Here is a 14,852-nt window from a genome sequence, read left to right as displayed (position 1 = left end):
GCCTCAACGTACGCTTTTCGAATTGGCCAACGCGCCAGTTTTACTTTTTCTTACCGCGTTTTTCCAGATTCCGCTGAGCCTCTTCAGCCTGCTTGCGGGCTTCTTCGGCGGCTGCCAGTTGCTTCTGGATGTACGACTGGAATTTCGATTTCTTGCCTTCACCCGACGCAAATTTCTTCTTGTTCTCGTCGAGCACCAGCCGGATTTTGTCTTCATCGACAAACCGCCGAATCAGCTGCTGCTGGGCAATGGTCACCACATTCGATACAAAGTAGTACCAGGTCAGACCCGCCGGGAACGAGTTCAGCACGAACATAAACATCACCGGGAAAATGTAGCTCAGCGCCTTCATGTTTACAGGGCCGGGCTGCTGCGGGGTTGTCTGGTTGTTGTAGTACGCGTAGGCAATCGACGAGATCGTCATCAGCACCGTAAACAAGCTCAGGTGGTTGCCGAGGAACGGAATAGCCAACGGGAACTGGAGGAACGCATCGTAGGTCGACAGGTCAGGAGCCCACAGAAACGACTTACCGCGCAACTCAATCAGGTTCGGGAACAACTGGAACAGGGCCAGCAGAATAGGCATAGTAGCCAACACCGGCACACAGCCACTCAACGGGCTTACACCGACCTGTTGGTACAGCTTCATCTGCTCCTGTTGTTGCTTGGCCATATCGTCGCCTACTTTTTCCCGAATCTCAGCCAGTTCAGGAGCCAATACGCGCATTTTTGCCATGCTCACGTACGACTTGTACGTCAGGGGCGTGAGCAACAGTTTTACAAACACCACCAGCAACACAATCAGAATACCGTAGTTGCTGATGAACTTCTCGAGCAGGTTGAATACCGGCACAAAGAAGTACTGGTTAATAGGCTTCAGAATCGAGTAGCCGAGGTACACGTTGCGGTCGAACTCGGGCGCGATGCCTTCTTTAATCACCTGAAAATCGTTGGGGCCGTAGTAGAACCGGTACTGCCCTTTACCACTCTTCAGATCCGCCATCGGCAGCGATACATCAGCTACGGCCGTTTTCACGGTCAGGCTGTCGGCCGGGTCAACAAGGGTCCGGAAGTTGGCTTTGTTGAGTGGAGCGTTTTTCGTGATGAAGCTCGCCAGAAAATACTTGTGCTTGATAGAGAACCACTTCACAGGCTCCTCCACCGTCACCTCGTCGCTGCTTTCGGTTTCGGCCAGGTGGTCAAACTCTTCGCCCGCCGTCAGGTAATTGACCGTAGCGGCCAACCGGTTGTTTTTGAGGTCGTTTTCGAACTGCTCCATCCGGTCCTGCCAGAAAAACCGCACATCGCCGTTACCCACGTTGGTGAGGCCGTTCAGGCGTAGGTCGTAATCAATGGTGAAGCCTTCGGCCGGCAGGCTGTACACCTGCTCCACGGCCTGACCCGGTGCCACCTCGGCCCGGAACGCCACCTGCGTTGCCCCACCGTTCACAGAACCGCTCTGAGCCCCGGTCTGGTAGTACAGCTTGTGCAGATCGACTTTGCCCCGGTTGGTGGGTAGTTCAAGGACCGTCTGATTCCGGCGGCTATCGATCAGCAGCAACGGCTTACCATCAAATGTCTTGTAGTTTTTCAGGAGTACCTCTTTCACGCGGCCCCCGAGGGTACTAAAGGTAACTTTAACGTCTTTGTTTTCGAGAACAATATCGCGTTCCTGACCGGTGCTCACACCGGCAAAATCGCCGTAGAGCGCGCGGGCAGCGGCCGAGTCGAGCGTTTGGGGACGGGCGGCCGACGTTGCCGATGAAGCAGAAGGCTTGGTTACTTTCGTTGTTTGAGCGGGCTGTTCGGTCTGCTCTGGTTTTGGCACCAGAAACTGATACCCGACCAACATCGCCAGAATCAGCAGAATACCAATAAGTTGATTACGATCCATTTGGAGAGTTTGTAGTTTTCAGTTTGCCGTTTTGCCGTTTGCAGTTGCTGACACACAAACACCGCGGATGCATCGCCAACTGAAAACTGTAGACAGTAAACTGTAAACTCATTTTTTGCGCAAAATTACGCCTTTCGGGCGGGGTGTCCAAACCGTCTGTCCATCAAAGCGGCCCACCAGCCCTTGTAAAAACCCGCGCCAGTGCCGGTTTACCACCTGAGGGGTTGGGTTAGCCCTTTTGAGACAACTATAAATATCAACCAAGACCCACTCCCTAAGACACCGCAAGGCCCAAAACGCCCAAAGCCCCAGCAGTTGGGGCTTTGGATTACAGGGTATAAACAACAGCACGCTGCTGGTTGCTTAGTTCGACAGTGTTTCGGTTTCTTCGGCCAGAGTTATCGTACCCGAACGCCGGTTTTGGGCGTGGGCCAGAGCCGCCCGCACAAAATGCACAAAAATTGGCTGGGGGCTCATTACCGTACTTTTCAGCTCGGGGTGAAACTGCACACCCATAAACCAGGGATGCGACGGCAATTCGATAATCTCGACCAGACCTGTATCGGGGTTAATACCCGACGCCCGCATACCACCTTTTTCGAGTGCTGCGAGGTACGCATTGTTGAATTCGTACCGGTGCCGGTGGCGCTCGCTGATGAGCGTTTTGCCGTACACGCGGTAGGCCAGCGAGTCTTTCTTGATTTTACAGTCGTACGCACCAAGCCGCATAGTACCACCCTTGTTCGTCACGTCTTTCTGGTCTTCCATGAGCCCAATCACGGGGTTCTTGGTGTCAGGCTCCATCTCCGACGAGTGGGCATCGTCAATGTGCAGCACGTTGCGGGCGTACTCGATTACGGCCATCTGCATGCCAAGGCAGATTCCGAAGAAAGGCACCCCGTTTTCGCGGGCGTACCGCACAGCGTTGATTTTCCCCTCGATACCCCGCTCACCGAAGCCGGGCGCTACCAGAATCCCGTCGAGCTGACTCAGCGTGTGGGCGCAATAGTCGACATCGACAAGGGTTTCTGACTGAATCCACTCGATTTTGACTTTGCACTCATTGGCCGCACCGGCATGAATAAACGACTCGGCAATAGACTTATAGGCATCGTGTAGTTCCACGTATTTGCCCACCAGACCAATCGTAACGGTATCGGTCGGGTTTTTGAGCCGCCCCAGAAACGCCTTCCAGGCATCCAGGTCGGCATCCTGATCGTTGTACAGATCGAGCATGTACAGCGCCCGCTGATCGAGTTTTTCTTTCCGCATCAGCAGCGGCACGTCGTAAATCGTTTCGGCGTCGATGGCCTCAATCACCGAGTTAACCTGCACGTTACAGAACAGGGCAATTTTCCGCCGAATCTCCGGGGGCAACGGATGTTCGGTCCGGCACACGATAATGTCGGGTTGTACCCCGGTTTCGAGCAACTGACGCACTGAGTGCTGCGTCGGTTTGGTTTTCAGCTCACCCGCCGACTGTAGATACGGAATGAGCGTCAGGTGAATCACGAGGGTATCTTTCTCGCCCAGCTCAAATTTGAGCTGCCGAACGGCTTCTACAAACGGCAACGACTCAATATCGCCCACGCAACCGCCGATTTCGGTGATTACAATGTCGTACTCGCCCGTATCGCCCAGGAGCCGGATGTTGCGCTTGATTTCGTCGGTGATATGTGGCACCACCTGCACGGTTTTACCCAGAAAATCGCCCCGGCGTTCGCGGGTGATTACGTTGTTGTAAATCCGGCCGGTTGTGATGTTGTTAGCCTGCGAAGTTGGCCGGTTCAGAAACCGCTCGTAGTGCCCCAGATCAAGGTCCGTTTCGGCCCCGTCGTCGGTAACGTAGCACTCGCCATGTTCGTAAGGATTGAGTGTGCCGGGGTCGATGTTGATGTACGGATCGAACTTTTGAATCGTAACCGTCAGCCCCCGCGACTGCAATAATTTGGCCAGTGAAGAGGCTATGATGCCCTTGCCAAGTGATGAAGTGACCCCGCCCGTCACGAAGATGTATTTTGCGGATTTTTGCCCCGTAGCCGCCATGTCTGTATAGTACGTTTGTGTCGTTACGGGATGTAAAAGTACGGAAAGTTTAGGGGAAAGGCGCAGGTCCTTCGGTAAAAAAGTTAGCCAAAGGGGGGCATTCAGTTGATGGCGTGTGAGTTAAGGAGCGCATTATTTTTTTCAGCTCATCCGCTTTCCTGGTCCGTTTAGAAACCATTCGACACAGATCCATTTACCGCAAATTGAGTTACCGACGGCGCTGCGTTTCCCTTTCAGCGTACCTTTACCGGGCTGTATCGGCCCCTTTCGCGCCACCATACCGCACCGCTGCCACAACAAGTAACCCGTTGCCGAGTACCTTCTCAAACCGAAACGTACGCTTACTAACGCCCATGATTCTCAAAACACTCACCGATCTTTTCATCCGCGATCTAAACCGGGTTCGCACCGAGTTGAGCCTGTACCGGCACGAAGCCAACATCTGGGCCGTTCTGCCGGGTATTAGCAATTCGGCCGGTAACCTTAGCCTGCATCTGGTTGGGAACCTAAATACATACATCGGGGCCGAACTGGGACAAACCGGCTATATACGTCACCGCGACCTGGAATTTTCACGCCGGGATGTGCCCCGGACTGAACTCATCCAACAGCTTGACCAGACAATCGAGGTAATTGAACGAACGCTCGCCAACGTCGACCCGGCTCGTTTAGCAGACGAATACCCGTTGCTGGTCCTGGGCGAAAAGACATCGACCGAATACTTTCTTGTGCATCTGGCTACCCACTTAAGCTATCATCTCGGGCAAATCAACTACCATCGTCGGCTGGTAGAGGGGGTGTAAGACACCCATATTTATGTTCCAATCAGCTCACCTGCGTACTCATTTCCCGAAGCCACCGAGATGAAAAATCCGGTTATCTTTGGACCAATCGTATTTTCAATCAGTCAATTCTATTCCTATTCAGTATGAAACCCTCCTTATTTCTGGCTTCGCTCAGTTTGCTGGCGGCTCCGGCCTTGGCCCAAACGGTTATTCCGGCACCCGATATTCAGATTAAAACGGCCGTGTTAGCGGCTCCGACCGACAAAAAAGACGGGGCTACCGTGATTGGCTACGACACCGACGGCAAGTATATCACCCTGCGCAAAGGCACCAACGACCTGGTTTGCCTCACCGACGACCCCAACCAGAAAGGCTTCAGCGCGGCCTGCTACCACGAATCGCTCGAACCGTTTATGGCCTGGGGCCGTAAGCTGCGGATGGAAGGAAAAAAAGGCCCCGAAATGAATGAGCAACGCGACAAAGACGCCAAAGCGGGAAAGTTTAAGATGCCCAAGCAACCGGCTACGTTGTTTGTGTTCTCGGCCCCCTCGGAACGGTACGATGCCACCACCGGCACCGTGACCGATGGCAACCTGCGTTACGTGGTTTACATTGCCAATGCTACAGCCCAAAGCACCGGTCTACCCACCAAAGCTGAAGTGCCGGGTATGCCCTGGATTATGGATGCCGGCACCTACCGGGCACACATTATGATTACACCCCCAGCTAAGTAAGTAACCCAAACCTGTAAGGTCTCCAAGACCTTACAGGTTTTCATAGCCATCTCATAAAGAAGGTGTTACCGTAATCACAATGGACTTGGATGTGGGCGTGTGGCTTTTATCAGCGATGCTGTCGATAGGAACAAGCACATTGGTTTCGGGGAAGTAAGCCGCCACATTACCGCGTGGAATATCATACGACACCACGATGAACCGGTGCGCCGTTCGCTGCTGAACCACCCCGTCGGTACCGGCATAATGACTATGCAGGTCCACAACCTGCCGGTCTCGCAAACCCTGCTCAGCTATGTCGTTAGGGTGCATAAACAGCACTCGCCGTTCGTTGTAAATACCCCGGTAGCGGTCGTCGTTGCCGTACACCGTGGTATTGAACTGATCGTGGCTACGGACCGTCATCAGCAACAGCTCGCCGGGGCGTAGCGTGTGGACAATGGGCGTATTGACCGTAAAATGCGCCTTGCCGTCGGGGGTTGTAAACTGGCGTTTACGGGGGCCGTTGGGCAGGTAAAAGCCACCCCTATGCCGCACTTTGGCGTTGTAGTCGGCACAGCCCTCAATGGTTTCGGCAATCAGGTCGCGGATGGTATCGTAGTTTGACACGCACGCATCCCAGTCGAAATTAGGCCGCAGTCGTTTACCAATACCTGCCACAATAGCGGGCTCGCTGAGCATCAGATTTGAGATAGGCTCTACCACCCCTTTTGACATTTGCACCACGCCGGTTGTGTTTTCCATCGTTACAAACTGCTCACCCGACGCCTGCCGATCGATATCGGAATGCCCCAAACAAGGCAATATCAGAGCCGTTTGACCGTGCGTCAGGTGGCTCCGGTTTAGTTTCGTAGATACATGCACCGTCAGTCGGCATTTCTGAAGGGCTTCGGCGCAGTAATTCGTGTCTGAGGTGGCCAAAGCAAAATTGCCCCCCATCCCAAAAAACACCTTCGCCCGACCTTCGTGCATGGCTTTCACGGCCGCCACCACATCGTAACCCGGTTTGCGCGGGGCCGTAAACCCAAACACCCGCTCCAGAGCATCGAGAAATTGCGGCTTGGGCTTTTCGTAAATACCCATCGTGCGGTCGCCCTGTACGTTACTGTGTCCACGAATCGGGGCCACGCCACCGCCTTCAATCCCGATACTGCCTTTGAGCAGCAACAGGTTGATTACCTCACGGATGGTCTCGACGGCATTTTTGTGCTGGGTCAGGCCCATAGCCCAACAGATAATGATTCGCTTTTTGAACCGAATAGCCTCGACCAGAGTCATTACCTGCTCAATGGCCAGGCCGGTTTGCCGGATGAGGTCGTCGAGTTCGTAGCCATTCAGCGCCTGTACAAATGCATCGTAGCCCGCCGTGTGTGCGTCGATAAACGCCCGGTCAAGCACCCGGCCTAGATGTTTGGTTTCTTCCTGCAACAGCAGTTTGCACACGGCCTTCATCAGAGCTAAGTCGGTATTGATCCGAATTTGCAGATACAGGTCGGTGAGGGTTTGCCCGCCCAGCACTACATCGCGTACTTTTTGCGGGTGTTTGAACGCCAGCAGACCCGTTTCGACCAACGGATTCACAGCGACAATCTGGGCTCCGTTGCGTTTGGCTTCTTCGAGGGCGGTCAGCATCCGGGGGGCATTGGTGCCGGGGTTTTGCCCCATAATGATAATCACCTCCGCCTTAGCAAAATCGTCGTACACAATCGATGCCTTGCCCAAGCCAATGGTTTCGCCCAGAGCCACTCCCGTCGACTCGTGGCACATATTCGAGCAATCGGGCAGGTTGTTGGTGCCGTACATCCGCACCAGCAACTGATACAAAAAGGCCGTTTCGTTGGCTGTACGGCCGGAGGTGTAGAAAATCGCTTCGTCGGGCGAAGGCAGGGCTTTCAGTTCCGTAGCAATCAGATCGAAAGCCTCGTCCCAGCTGATAGGCTCGTAGTGCAACGCGTGGGGTGCGGCCGATTTACCCGCCGTCCGCAGCACCATCGGGTGCGTCAGCCGCCCCTGCTGCCCCAGCCAGTGATCTGTTTTTTGCAACAAATCGGCCACCGAATACCGCTGAAACAGTACCGGCGAGGCCGTGTGCCGGGTCATTACCTCATCGGCAATCGCTTTAGCACCGTTCTCGCAATACTCCGCAATAGCCGAGCGGCCGTGGTCAGGATCGGGCCAGGCGCACGAGGGGCAGTCGTACCCATCCGTTTGATTAACCTTATAGAGGGCCGTCCAGCCGCGTCCTAAATCGGTACGGCTAAACACATGCTCGACCGATTTGATAACCGCCGTAATACCGGCGGCTTCGGTTTGGGGTTGGCGAACTTCGAGTTGGCCGCTTAGCTCTTCGGGAGGTACAGACATGGGTAGAACGTTGAAAAAGTCGATTTGAATAGTCCGGGGGCGTCGGGTGAGCGTAACGGGTTTATCAGTACGTATCGGTACAAACCCGCTCGGGGCTTGTGTAGATGTTGAAGCCGTCGTTTCGGGCAAATCCAATCAGTGTCAGGTTGGCTTCGCGGGCCAGCTCTACCGCCAGGCTCGACGGAGCCCCGACAGCCACAATAAGCGGGATACCGGCCATCCAGGCTTTCTGCACCAACTCAAAACTGATGCGTCCGCTCAAAAACAGGCCATAGCCCGACAGTGCACCGCCTTCTTCGAGCCAGGTTGCGCCAATCACTTTGTCGAGCGCATTATGTCGGCCAATATCTTCGCGCACCCGCACCACCGCCCCCTCAGCCGTGAAAAGTGCCGACGCATGAATACCGCCCGTGTGCCGAAACGCGGTTTGGAACGGACGTATTTTTTCGGAAAGGGTTGGTATAACCGAAGCCGCCAATGTAAAACCAGCCCCCAGCGGCTCCACACCCCGTTGGCGAATACCGTCGATGGTCGATTTACCGCAGAGCCCGCAGCTTGCCGATACGTAGCTGAATCGGTCGAGGGTGGCCCAGTCGAGCGCAACGGTCGGGGCCAGCTCAATGCGCAGTACGTTCCCTTCTTTGTGGGCGTCCTGCACGCAATGACGGCACGAGAGCACATCGGACCGGTGCCGAATCAGGCCCTCACCCAGCAAATACCCCAGGGCCAATTCGGGATCGTGGCCGGGTGTGCGCATGGTTACGGCGAGGGTACGCTGCTGCCGGTCGGCTACGGGGCCATAGCCCAACCGAATTTCGAGGGGTTCCTCCACCGCCAGCAAGTCGGGCTGGTCGCTGCGTACAGCCGCCCGGATTCGCTGAATAGAAACGGGAGCTACGGATGGCATAAGGCAGTAACGTCCAATGGTAAAGCGGGACAGCGCAGGCGGGTTAATCCATCAACCAGATTCGGTCGGCTTCAGAGCCCTGCTCGGTCCATTCAACCAAAACACGCTGTGATTCGAGAGTGTTTACGCGCATACCGGTATAATCGGCACGCACGGGCAAGTCGCGGTTGTAGCGCCGGTCGATCAGCACCAGCAGCTCCACTTTGCGGGGCCGCCCAAACGCGGTCATGGCATCGAGAGCGGCCCGAACCATGCGGCCGGTAGCCAGCACATCATCGATCAGGATCACTTTTTTACCCTCGATTAAAAACGGCACGTGGGTGGTGTTGGGCCGCAGGGGGCTATCCCGCCGACGAAAATCGTCGCGGTAAAACGTCGCGTCAAGATACCCAAGCGGCACACCCGTTTGGGCCGAGGTACGTCCGAGGGCTCGGTTGAGTTCGCGGGCTACACGTTCGGCAAAATAGATGCCCCGCGGCTGCATACCCATCAGTACGGTATCGGTAAAGTCCTGATGGCGCTCAATCAGCTCCTGACACAGACGGCTAATAACGATTTCGAGTAATGGGCTACTCAGGATTAGGCGTTTCATTGGGTAAAGTTAGGCATAGTCGTTGGTCATTTCTCATCAGCCCCTTTTGGATAGGACAGAAAACACGAACTTTGCGGCCAGATACAGTTCAGCGTTTATCGTTTTTAGTTTATTGTTTACAGTTTTCAGCCTACAGCTTGAACTGCACGACGCAACTAAAAACAATAAACCAAAAACTATGAACCATTTCCCAACTACATACCTATGAAATTTCTGATTGTTGGTCTGGGCAATATTGGCCCCGAATACGCGCTTACCCGTCATAACGCTGGTTTTATGGTGCTCGACCGTATGGCTGCCCAACACGGGTTTAGTTTTTCGATGACTCGTCTGGCCTACACCGCCAAATGGTCTTACAAAGGAAAACAGCTGTTTTTCATCAAGCCAACCACGTATATGAACCTGAGCGGCAAGGCCGTACAGTATTACCTGAAGAGCGAAAATATCCCGGTCGAGAATCTGCTTGTCATTACCGACGACAAAGACCTTCCGTTTGGCAAGCTGCGCATGAAACCGAAAGGTTCGGCCGGGGGGCACAACGGTCTGCGCCATATTGATGAGGTGCTGGCCACGCAGGAATACGCCCGATTGCGGTTCGGAATCGGAAATAATTATTCGAAAGGTCGACAGGTTGATTACGTGCTGGGGCAATTTCCCGACGATGAATTAGACCAATTGCCGACCGTCCTTGACAAAACAACCGATGCCGTGCTCAGTTTTTGTACTATGGGCATACAACAAGCCATGAATAATTTTAACCAATGATATAACTTTATAAAGAATTTTCATTTTTCGCAAAATATTATTTTCTCCATATGAACTAAGTCTGAAGTAAAATAAAATTTTGCCTTTAAGTTTCTAACAGCGAGTCAATTAAGATAAACGCCGATTTGCAGGATATTATTCAGAATATTATTCCGTATTGAGCACATGCAGTTTTTGCAAAATGAAAACTTCGAGGGACATTTGTGTGTTCTCAATACGAAACCAAAATAGAACAAAACAATGAAATCGCGTGTTACCTTTGCATCATTGATTCTTGGATTAGGATTAATGATTAGTGAGTCAAGCGCGGCTACCACCATATTTGATGATAGCCCGGCTTCAACTAAGCCGGCAAACGCACTACTCGTAAATGGTTCTGAAAAGCAATTCGCTCTTTTTGTGGAGCAAAAGCTGAACAATTTCACGAAAAAGTCGAGCTGGCAAAACTTTATGAGCGTAGTCTCGTTGTATAATCAGAACCCGGTTGCTGTTCTGTCTCTCGACGAAGCAAGCCGTAAAAAGTTCAACGAAGCAAACGTTCAACTGAGTAACGAATTAGCTAAGAGCAACGGAAACCTGGAGGTGACCCGTTGGGCTAATCAGGCAAACCAAACTGCACGGATGATTAATCTGCTGTGGAATGTAGAAGCCGAAGCCAGCAAAACTCCTGACGCTGAGTAGATTAAATTATCTACCAATTTTGTCAGGTTTCTGGAACAGAAAAGGGTAAAAGTTAGTTTTTCATGTAGAAAAGGTTAAGGGTTTAGGAATAGTCAGTATAAGGCCATCTGCACGATCAGGTGGCCTTATCTTTTTTATATCCTATTTCTAGTAATTTTTACCAGCCCCGCCCCCACCAAATTCACCACCGCCGTAGCGCAGGTCGGGTTGCCGGTCGAGCGTAGCCCCGGTTGTTGAAATAAGGCTCAACGTCTCGGCGTTCAGGAAAAACTGCCGGGGCGATTCTTCATCCGGTACATCGGTGAAACCCCGGCGTGGCTGCCGCAGATACCGAATCAGCCATACGGCTACCGCTATCATCACAAGGCCAATTAGGGTCAGGTAAATTGACAACGGCCCCACCGGATAATAATACCGAACCGTACTGACGGCGGCTGCTATACCCAGAATTGACAGAATAATCAGGAGCCGGTTTTTCTGCTGGATACCTAGCCAAGCGTAAAGCCCCGGAAAAAAGAAGGTCAAGCCCCAAAACAACGCGCCCCACCGAACAGGAGGAGCTTCAGTATCGCCATAAACACCCGGCACCGGATCGGCGAGTAAGCCATTCAGCTCGCGCACCACAAAGTAATTCCCGGCAGCAGCCAATACTCCTAACAATACCCAATCGGCAATGCCAAACGCGTCAGCGTAGTAATCGGAGTTCGGAATAGCGCGTTTGAGCCGACGCAGCACAAACCACAGCGCACCCGAAACCGCCATCAGCACAAACGGCAAGGCCAACCGGCCCCACGGAAACTCAAGCAACCCCGCGAACATAGCCCCGTAAAACGCCAGCAGGGCAATAAATAGTAGAATCACATCGCCGTAATACCACACAAAGCCCAATAAAAGTGGCACGGCCAGCAAACACCGTAGCCAAAAGGGAACATCGCCCGGCAGCACCACATTGAGGGCGGCCAGCAAAAAAGCTGCCCCCATCACAATCAGGGCATTGTCGGGGCCGCTCCGGTAAAAATGATACCGGCCAATGAGCCAACGGGCCAGCAGCAACACTCCAGCCCCCACCACCGCATTGAACAGACCGAAGGCATCAGCCTGATCGACCAGGCCGCTCAGGAAAAGCATCATCAGGGCATAAGCACCCCCTACGGCAATACCCGTGAAAATAAAGGCTCCGATCTCCGAGAAAACGTTGTTTTCCCGAAACGATACCGGATAGGCCTGCCGGACAGCAGCCAGTTGTTCGGGCTTCAGGAGCCCTTCGCGTTGCCAGCGTTCGGCCTGTTGGCGTACCAGACGGTTACGAACGTGTTGGGGGTTGTATGCTTTCAATAGTGGAGTAGAAAACGATCAGCCACGCCACCGGCGCGTTAACGGCTTATTGGGCCGGTCGGTGGAGCATCAGGGTCGATCTTTTGTTTTTTATACGTCAGCAAATACGCTACGAGTACCCCGCCCGACAACAACAGGTAGAACGTCGACACATACTCGTCGGGGCGCAGGTAATGGAATAGCAAATAGCTCAGGCCAATGTACCCATAAATAGCGGCCATCAGCCCAAACAGAAATGACTGTTCCCGGCGGGCGTAGCGATCAAACAGCATACAGGCCAGGGCCAGGCCGACCGCAAACAGCAGCCGTAAGTCAGGTACATTGAACATGCCTGCCAGCAAGGCTACCAGCATCAGGTTGCCAATCACGAGCAAGTACGAGAACGTAAAATGGGGTTTTATCCCCCGTCGTTGAAGCAGCATTGCAGCCCCAATCAGGACTCCGCTCAACATCAGGGCAGAATAAATGACTCGCTCGTCGAAGAAGTTAGTTTTCAGGTACAGATCCAACGGGCGAACCGTAACTCCCACCCAGGCCATAAGCGCCGTGAGACCCATACCCAGCACGCCCCGGTGATCAAACCGGTAGGCCAGCGCCAGAAACAGAATAGCGGGCAAAAACGTCACGAGTCCGTACCGGTCGCCGAACAGATTGTATTCGTACTGAGCGTAGCCTTCGAGCGACAGAAACAGCAAACACCCCAGCACCAGCGCATAATCGCCAAACGGTGACTGCGACTGCGTGAGGGCGGGGGTCCAGGGCGGTCGCACGGACCAGGCGTAGGCAAAGGCCGCCACGCACAACAGGCCAATACCGGCCAGAATAGTCACGTGACCAAGTGCGTCGTAGTTTTCGTAGATCAGCAGGCCCAGTCCTGAGCTCATGAACAGAATTCCGACGTACAGCACCGAGCGCAATTCCCAATGCAGCGAAAACGGCCGTTCGCGCTCAACGCGGTCGATTAGTGCGTGTTGGCCGGTTGGTAAAAGCCCCCGCTCATGCAGTTGGTCCAGGATCTCTTTAGGGGACATATTCGCCTGATTTGGTGTTATACAAGTATGCTCGGTCGCCAGAAAACGCCCCTTACACCCCGGTATTATCTGCACAATTTCCGCTACGTCCTCGACTTTGTCAAGCGGCTTTACGGCTCGTTACTTAACGAAGCCGAAACGGATTTCGTGGCTCGGTTCAGCGCTCTGAGTGAGGATGCGCAATGTCTGTTTGTGCGGTTCAGCAACCGCAAAGGACTGTTTTTTCGGGTAAACAAACTACAGTATACCGAGATAACTGACCTACCGGCTGCCCTGACCGAGTTACTGCAAACCGGCTTTGTAGAACGTCTGTCGACCCACCACGAGGTTATGGGGCAGGAAGCTCTAAGCGTTTTCACGAAGCCCGAACTACTCTCGCTCCTGCCACTCGAACCCGAAGAGCTGAAACCCCTCCGGGCGCAGAAAAAAGAAGAGGTAACGGCCTATGCCCTGCACGAACTGAACTTTGGCGAGGTAGTGACCAGCCTGACCACGTTTGAGACGGTGGTTAAAATGCGGTTTGAGGCCGAGGTGACTATGTTTAAGTACCTGTTCTTTGGGAATCGCAGCTCCGATATGACCGAGTTTGTAATTCGCGATTTGGGCATGGTCAACTTTGAGCGGTACGACGAGAGCAAGCTCACCGCCCGGTTTCGGTCGCGGAAAGAGGTAGAAGATAAGCTCTTGATTTCGCTCACGGGTGAGGCTTTTTACGACCTCAAACAAGCCGAAACACCCGCCGAAGATATTTACAACTGGTTTTTGAACTGGAACGAAACCCGGCCCGAGCTCTCCGAAATTGCCATTCCGGGCTACCAACGGCTGGTGTGCAAAGTGGGCGGATTTCTGGAACGGCATAAGCTACCCGATCAGGCGTTGGCCGTGTATGAGCTCTCCGACCGGGTGCCCGCCCGTGAACGTCGGGTACGGCTTCTGTTTCGGAATGGGCTAATGGACGAGGCCCTCGCCCTCTGCGACGAGATTGCCGTGACTCCGCAAAACGCCGAGGAACGATACTTTGCCAACGATTTCCGCGACAAGATTCTCGGACTGAGCGAGAAAAAGCGGAGCCGCAAAACAACCACCCGCTTCTTGTCGGATGCCGAGAGCGTATCGGTGCCGGCTGCGTACCGGCACCACGTCGAAAATGGCGTGATGAACTACTACCTAGAGCAAGATTTCGACGCGGCCTTTACCGAGAACTACCCCTGGCGGGGTCTGTTTGGGCTTGTGTTCTGGGACATTATTTACGACGCCAACGTGTCGGCTATTCACCACCCGCTACAACGCGCCCCGTCGGATTTTTACCTGCCCGATTTCTACCTCCGCCGGGCCGAACTCCTCCGCAAGCGCCTGACCGAACTCGAAACCCCCGACGACTGGCGTCGGCACGTAGGCCGGATGTTCAACGCTAAATACGGCATCACCAACGTGCTGGTCGACTGGAACGACGAATTACTTCATCTGGTCAATCAGATCATTACCGTGCTCGATGTCGAGCAGTTGCGGCTCATTCTGCTCGAAATGGCTCGCAACGTGCGCGAACACACGCGCGGTTTTCCCGACCTGCTGATCTGGAACGAGGCCGGGCAGTACGAATTTGTCGAAGTAAAATCACCCACCGACCACCTCGGTCCGCAGCAGTTACACTGGCTTCAGTTTTTTCAGACCATCGGCGTGCGGGCCAAGGTGGTGCGGGTTATCTGGGAAGCGTAGTG

The 14,852-nt window shown here is 53.8% G+C and carries 12 protein-coding genes; 5 read left to right on the top strand and 7 right to left on the bottom strand.

All coding sequences use genetic code 11. The features are described from left to right. Positions 1 to 40 precede the first annotated feature (40 nt). Together yidC and F5984_RS02185 are read right to left on the bottom strand one after the other, a co-directional pair. Complete coding sequence (gene yidC, locus F5984_RS02190) at positions 41 to 1,894, bottom strand: membrane protein insertase YidC (protein ID WP_152122370.1); 1,854 nt, start codon at positions 1,892 to 1,894, stop codon at positions 41 to 43. A gap of 363 nt (positions 1,895 to 2,257) precedes the next feature. Then, the gene (locus tag F5984_RS02185; protein ID WP_152122368.1) at positions 2,258 to 3,940 is read right to left on the bottom strand and encodes a CTP synthase; all 1,683 of its coding nucleotides are present in this window, start codon (positions 3,938 to 3,940) and stop codon (positions 2,258 to 2,260) included. Between the two features lie 353 nt (positions 3,941 to 4,293). Between F5984_RS02185 and F5984_RS02180 the strand changes: the two genes are divergently transcribed. Together F5984_RS02180 and F5984_RS02175 are read left to right on the top strand one after the other, a co-directional pair. Beyond that, on the top strand, positions 4,294 to 4,743 hold the full coding sequence (locus tag F5984_RS02180) for a DinB family protein (RefSeq protein ID WP_152122366.1): 450 nt from the start codon (positions 4,294 to 4,296) through the stop codon (positions 4,741 to 4,743). A gap of 125 nt (positions 4,744 to 4,868) precedes the next feature. After that, positions 4,869 to 5,459: a hypothetical protein gene (locus F5984_RS02175; protein ID WP_152122364.1), complete on the top strand. Its 591-nt coding sequence runs from the start codon at positions 4,869 to 4,871 to the stop codon at positions 5,457 to 5,459. A 51-nt stretch (positions 5,460 to 5,510) separates the two neighbouring features. Here F5984_RS02175 and F5984_RS02170 read toward each other — a convergent pair whose 3' ends face one another. The 3 genes from F5984_RS02170 to pyrR form a co-directional block, all read right to left on the bottom strand. Next, positions 5,511 to 7,823 (bottom strand): FdhF/YdeP family oxidoreductase, encoded by a 2,313-nt coding sequence (locus tag F5984_RS02170; RefSeq protein ID WP_152122362.1) that lies wholly within the window; start codon positions 7,821 to 7,823, stop codon positions 5,511 to 5,513. A gap of 64 nt (positions 7,824 to 7,887) precedes the next feature. Then, positions 7,888 to 8,730, bottom strand: a complete 843-nt coding sequence (gene fdhD / locus F5984_RS02165; RefSeq protein ID WP_152122359.1) for a formate dehydrogenase accessory sulfurtransferase FdhD — start codon at positions 8,728 to 8,730, stop codon at positions 7,888 to 7,890. A 43-nt stretch (positions 8,731 to 8,773) separates the two neighbouring features. Then, positions 8,774 to 9,322 (bottom strand): bifunctional pyr operon transcriptional regulator/uracil phosphoribosyltransferase PyrR, encoded by a 549-nt coding sequence (gene pyrR / locus F5984_RS02160; RefSeq protein ID WP_152122357.1) that lies wholly within the window; start codon positions 9,320 to 9,322, stop codon positions 8,774 to 8,776. Positions 9,323 to 9,526: 204 nt separating this feature from the next. Here pyrR and pth point away from each other — a divergent pair, with 204 nt between their 5' ends. Together pth and F5984_RS02150 are read left to right on the top strand one after the other, a co-directional pair. After that, positions 9,527 to 10,087 carry an aminoacyl-tRNA hydrolase gene (gene pth / locus F5984_RS02155; RefSeq protein WP_152122355.1) on the top strand — a complete coding sequence of 187 codons (561 nt, stop codon included), beginning with the start codon at positions 9,527 to 9,529 and terminating at the stop codon, positions 10,085 to 10,087. 240 nt (positions 10,088 to 10,327) lie between these two features. Beyond that, positions 10,328 to 10,768 carry a hypothetical protein gene (locus tag F5984_RS02150; protein WP_152122353.1) on the top strand — a complete coding sequence of 147 codons (441 nt, stop codon included), beginning with the start codon at positions 10,328 to 10,330 and terminating at the stop codon, positions 10,766 to 10,768. Between the two features lie 147 nt (positions 10,769 to 10,915). Here the strand turns inward: F5984_RS02150 and F5984_RS02145 are convergent, their stop codons facing one another. Next, on the bottom strand, positions 10,916 to 12,103 hold the full coding sequence (locus F5984_RS02145) for a hypothetical protein (protein WP_152122351.1): 1,188 nt from the start codon (positions 12,101 to 12,103) through the stop codon (positions 10,916 to 10,918). A 38-nt stretch (positions 12,104 to 12,141) separates the two neighbouring features. Further along, a complete protein-coding gene (locus F5984_RS02140; protein ID WP_152122349.1) occupies positions 12,142 to 13,134 on the bottom strand; it encodes a DUF2157 domain-containing protein in 993 nt (330 codons plus the stop codon). A 27-nt stretch (positions 13,135 to 13,161) separates the two neighbouring features. Between F5984_RS02140 and F5984_RS02135 the strand changes: the two genes are divergently transcribed. After that, positions 13,162 to 14,850, top strand: a complete 1,689-nt coding sequence (locus F5984_RS02135) for a VRR-NUC domain-containing protein (protein WP_152122347.1) — start codon at positions 13,162 to 13,164, stop codon at positions 14,848 to 14,850. Positions 14,851 to 14,852 lie beyond the last annotated feature (2 nt).

The organism is Rudanella paleaurantiibacter (genome assembly GCF_009184635.1).
Taxonomy (GTDB): domain Bacteria; phylum Bacteroidota; class Bacteroidia; order Cytophagales; family Spirosomataceae; genus Rudanella; species Rudanella paleaurantiibacter.
This window is presented reverse-complemented; position numbering and strand designations above follow the sequence as displayed.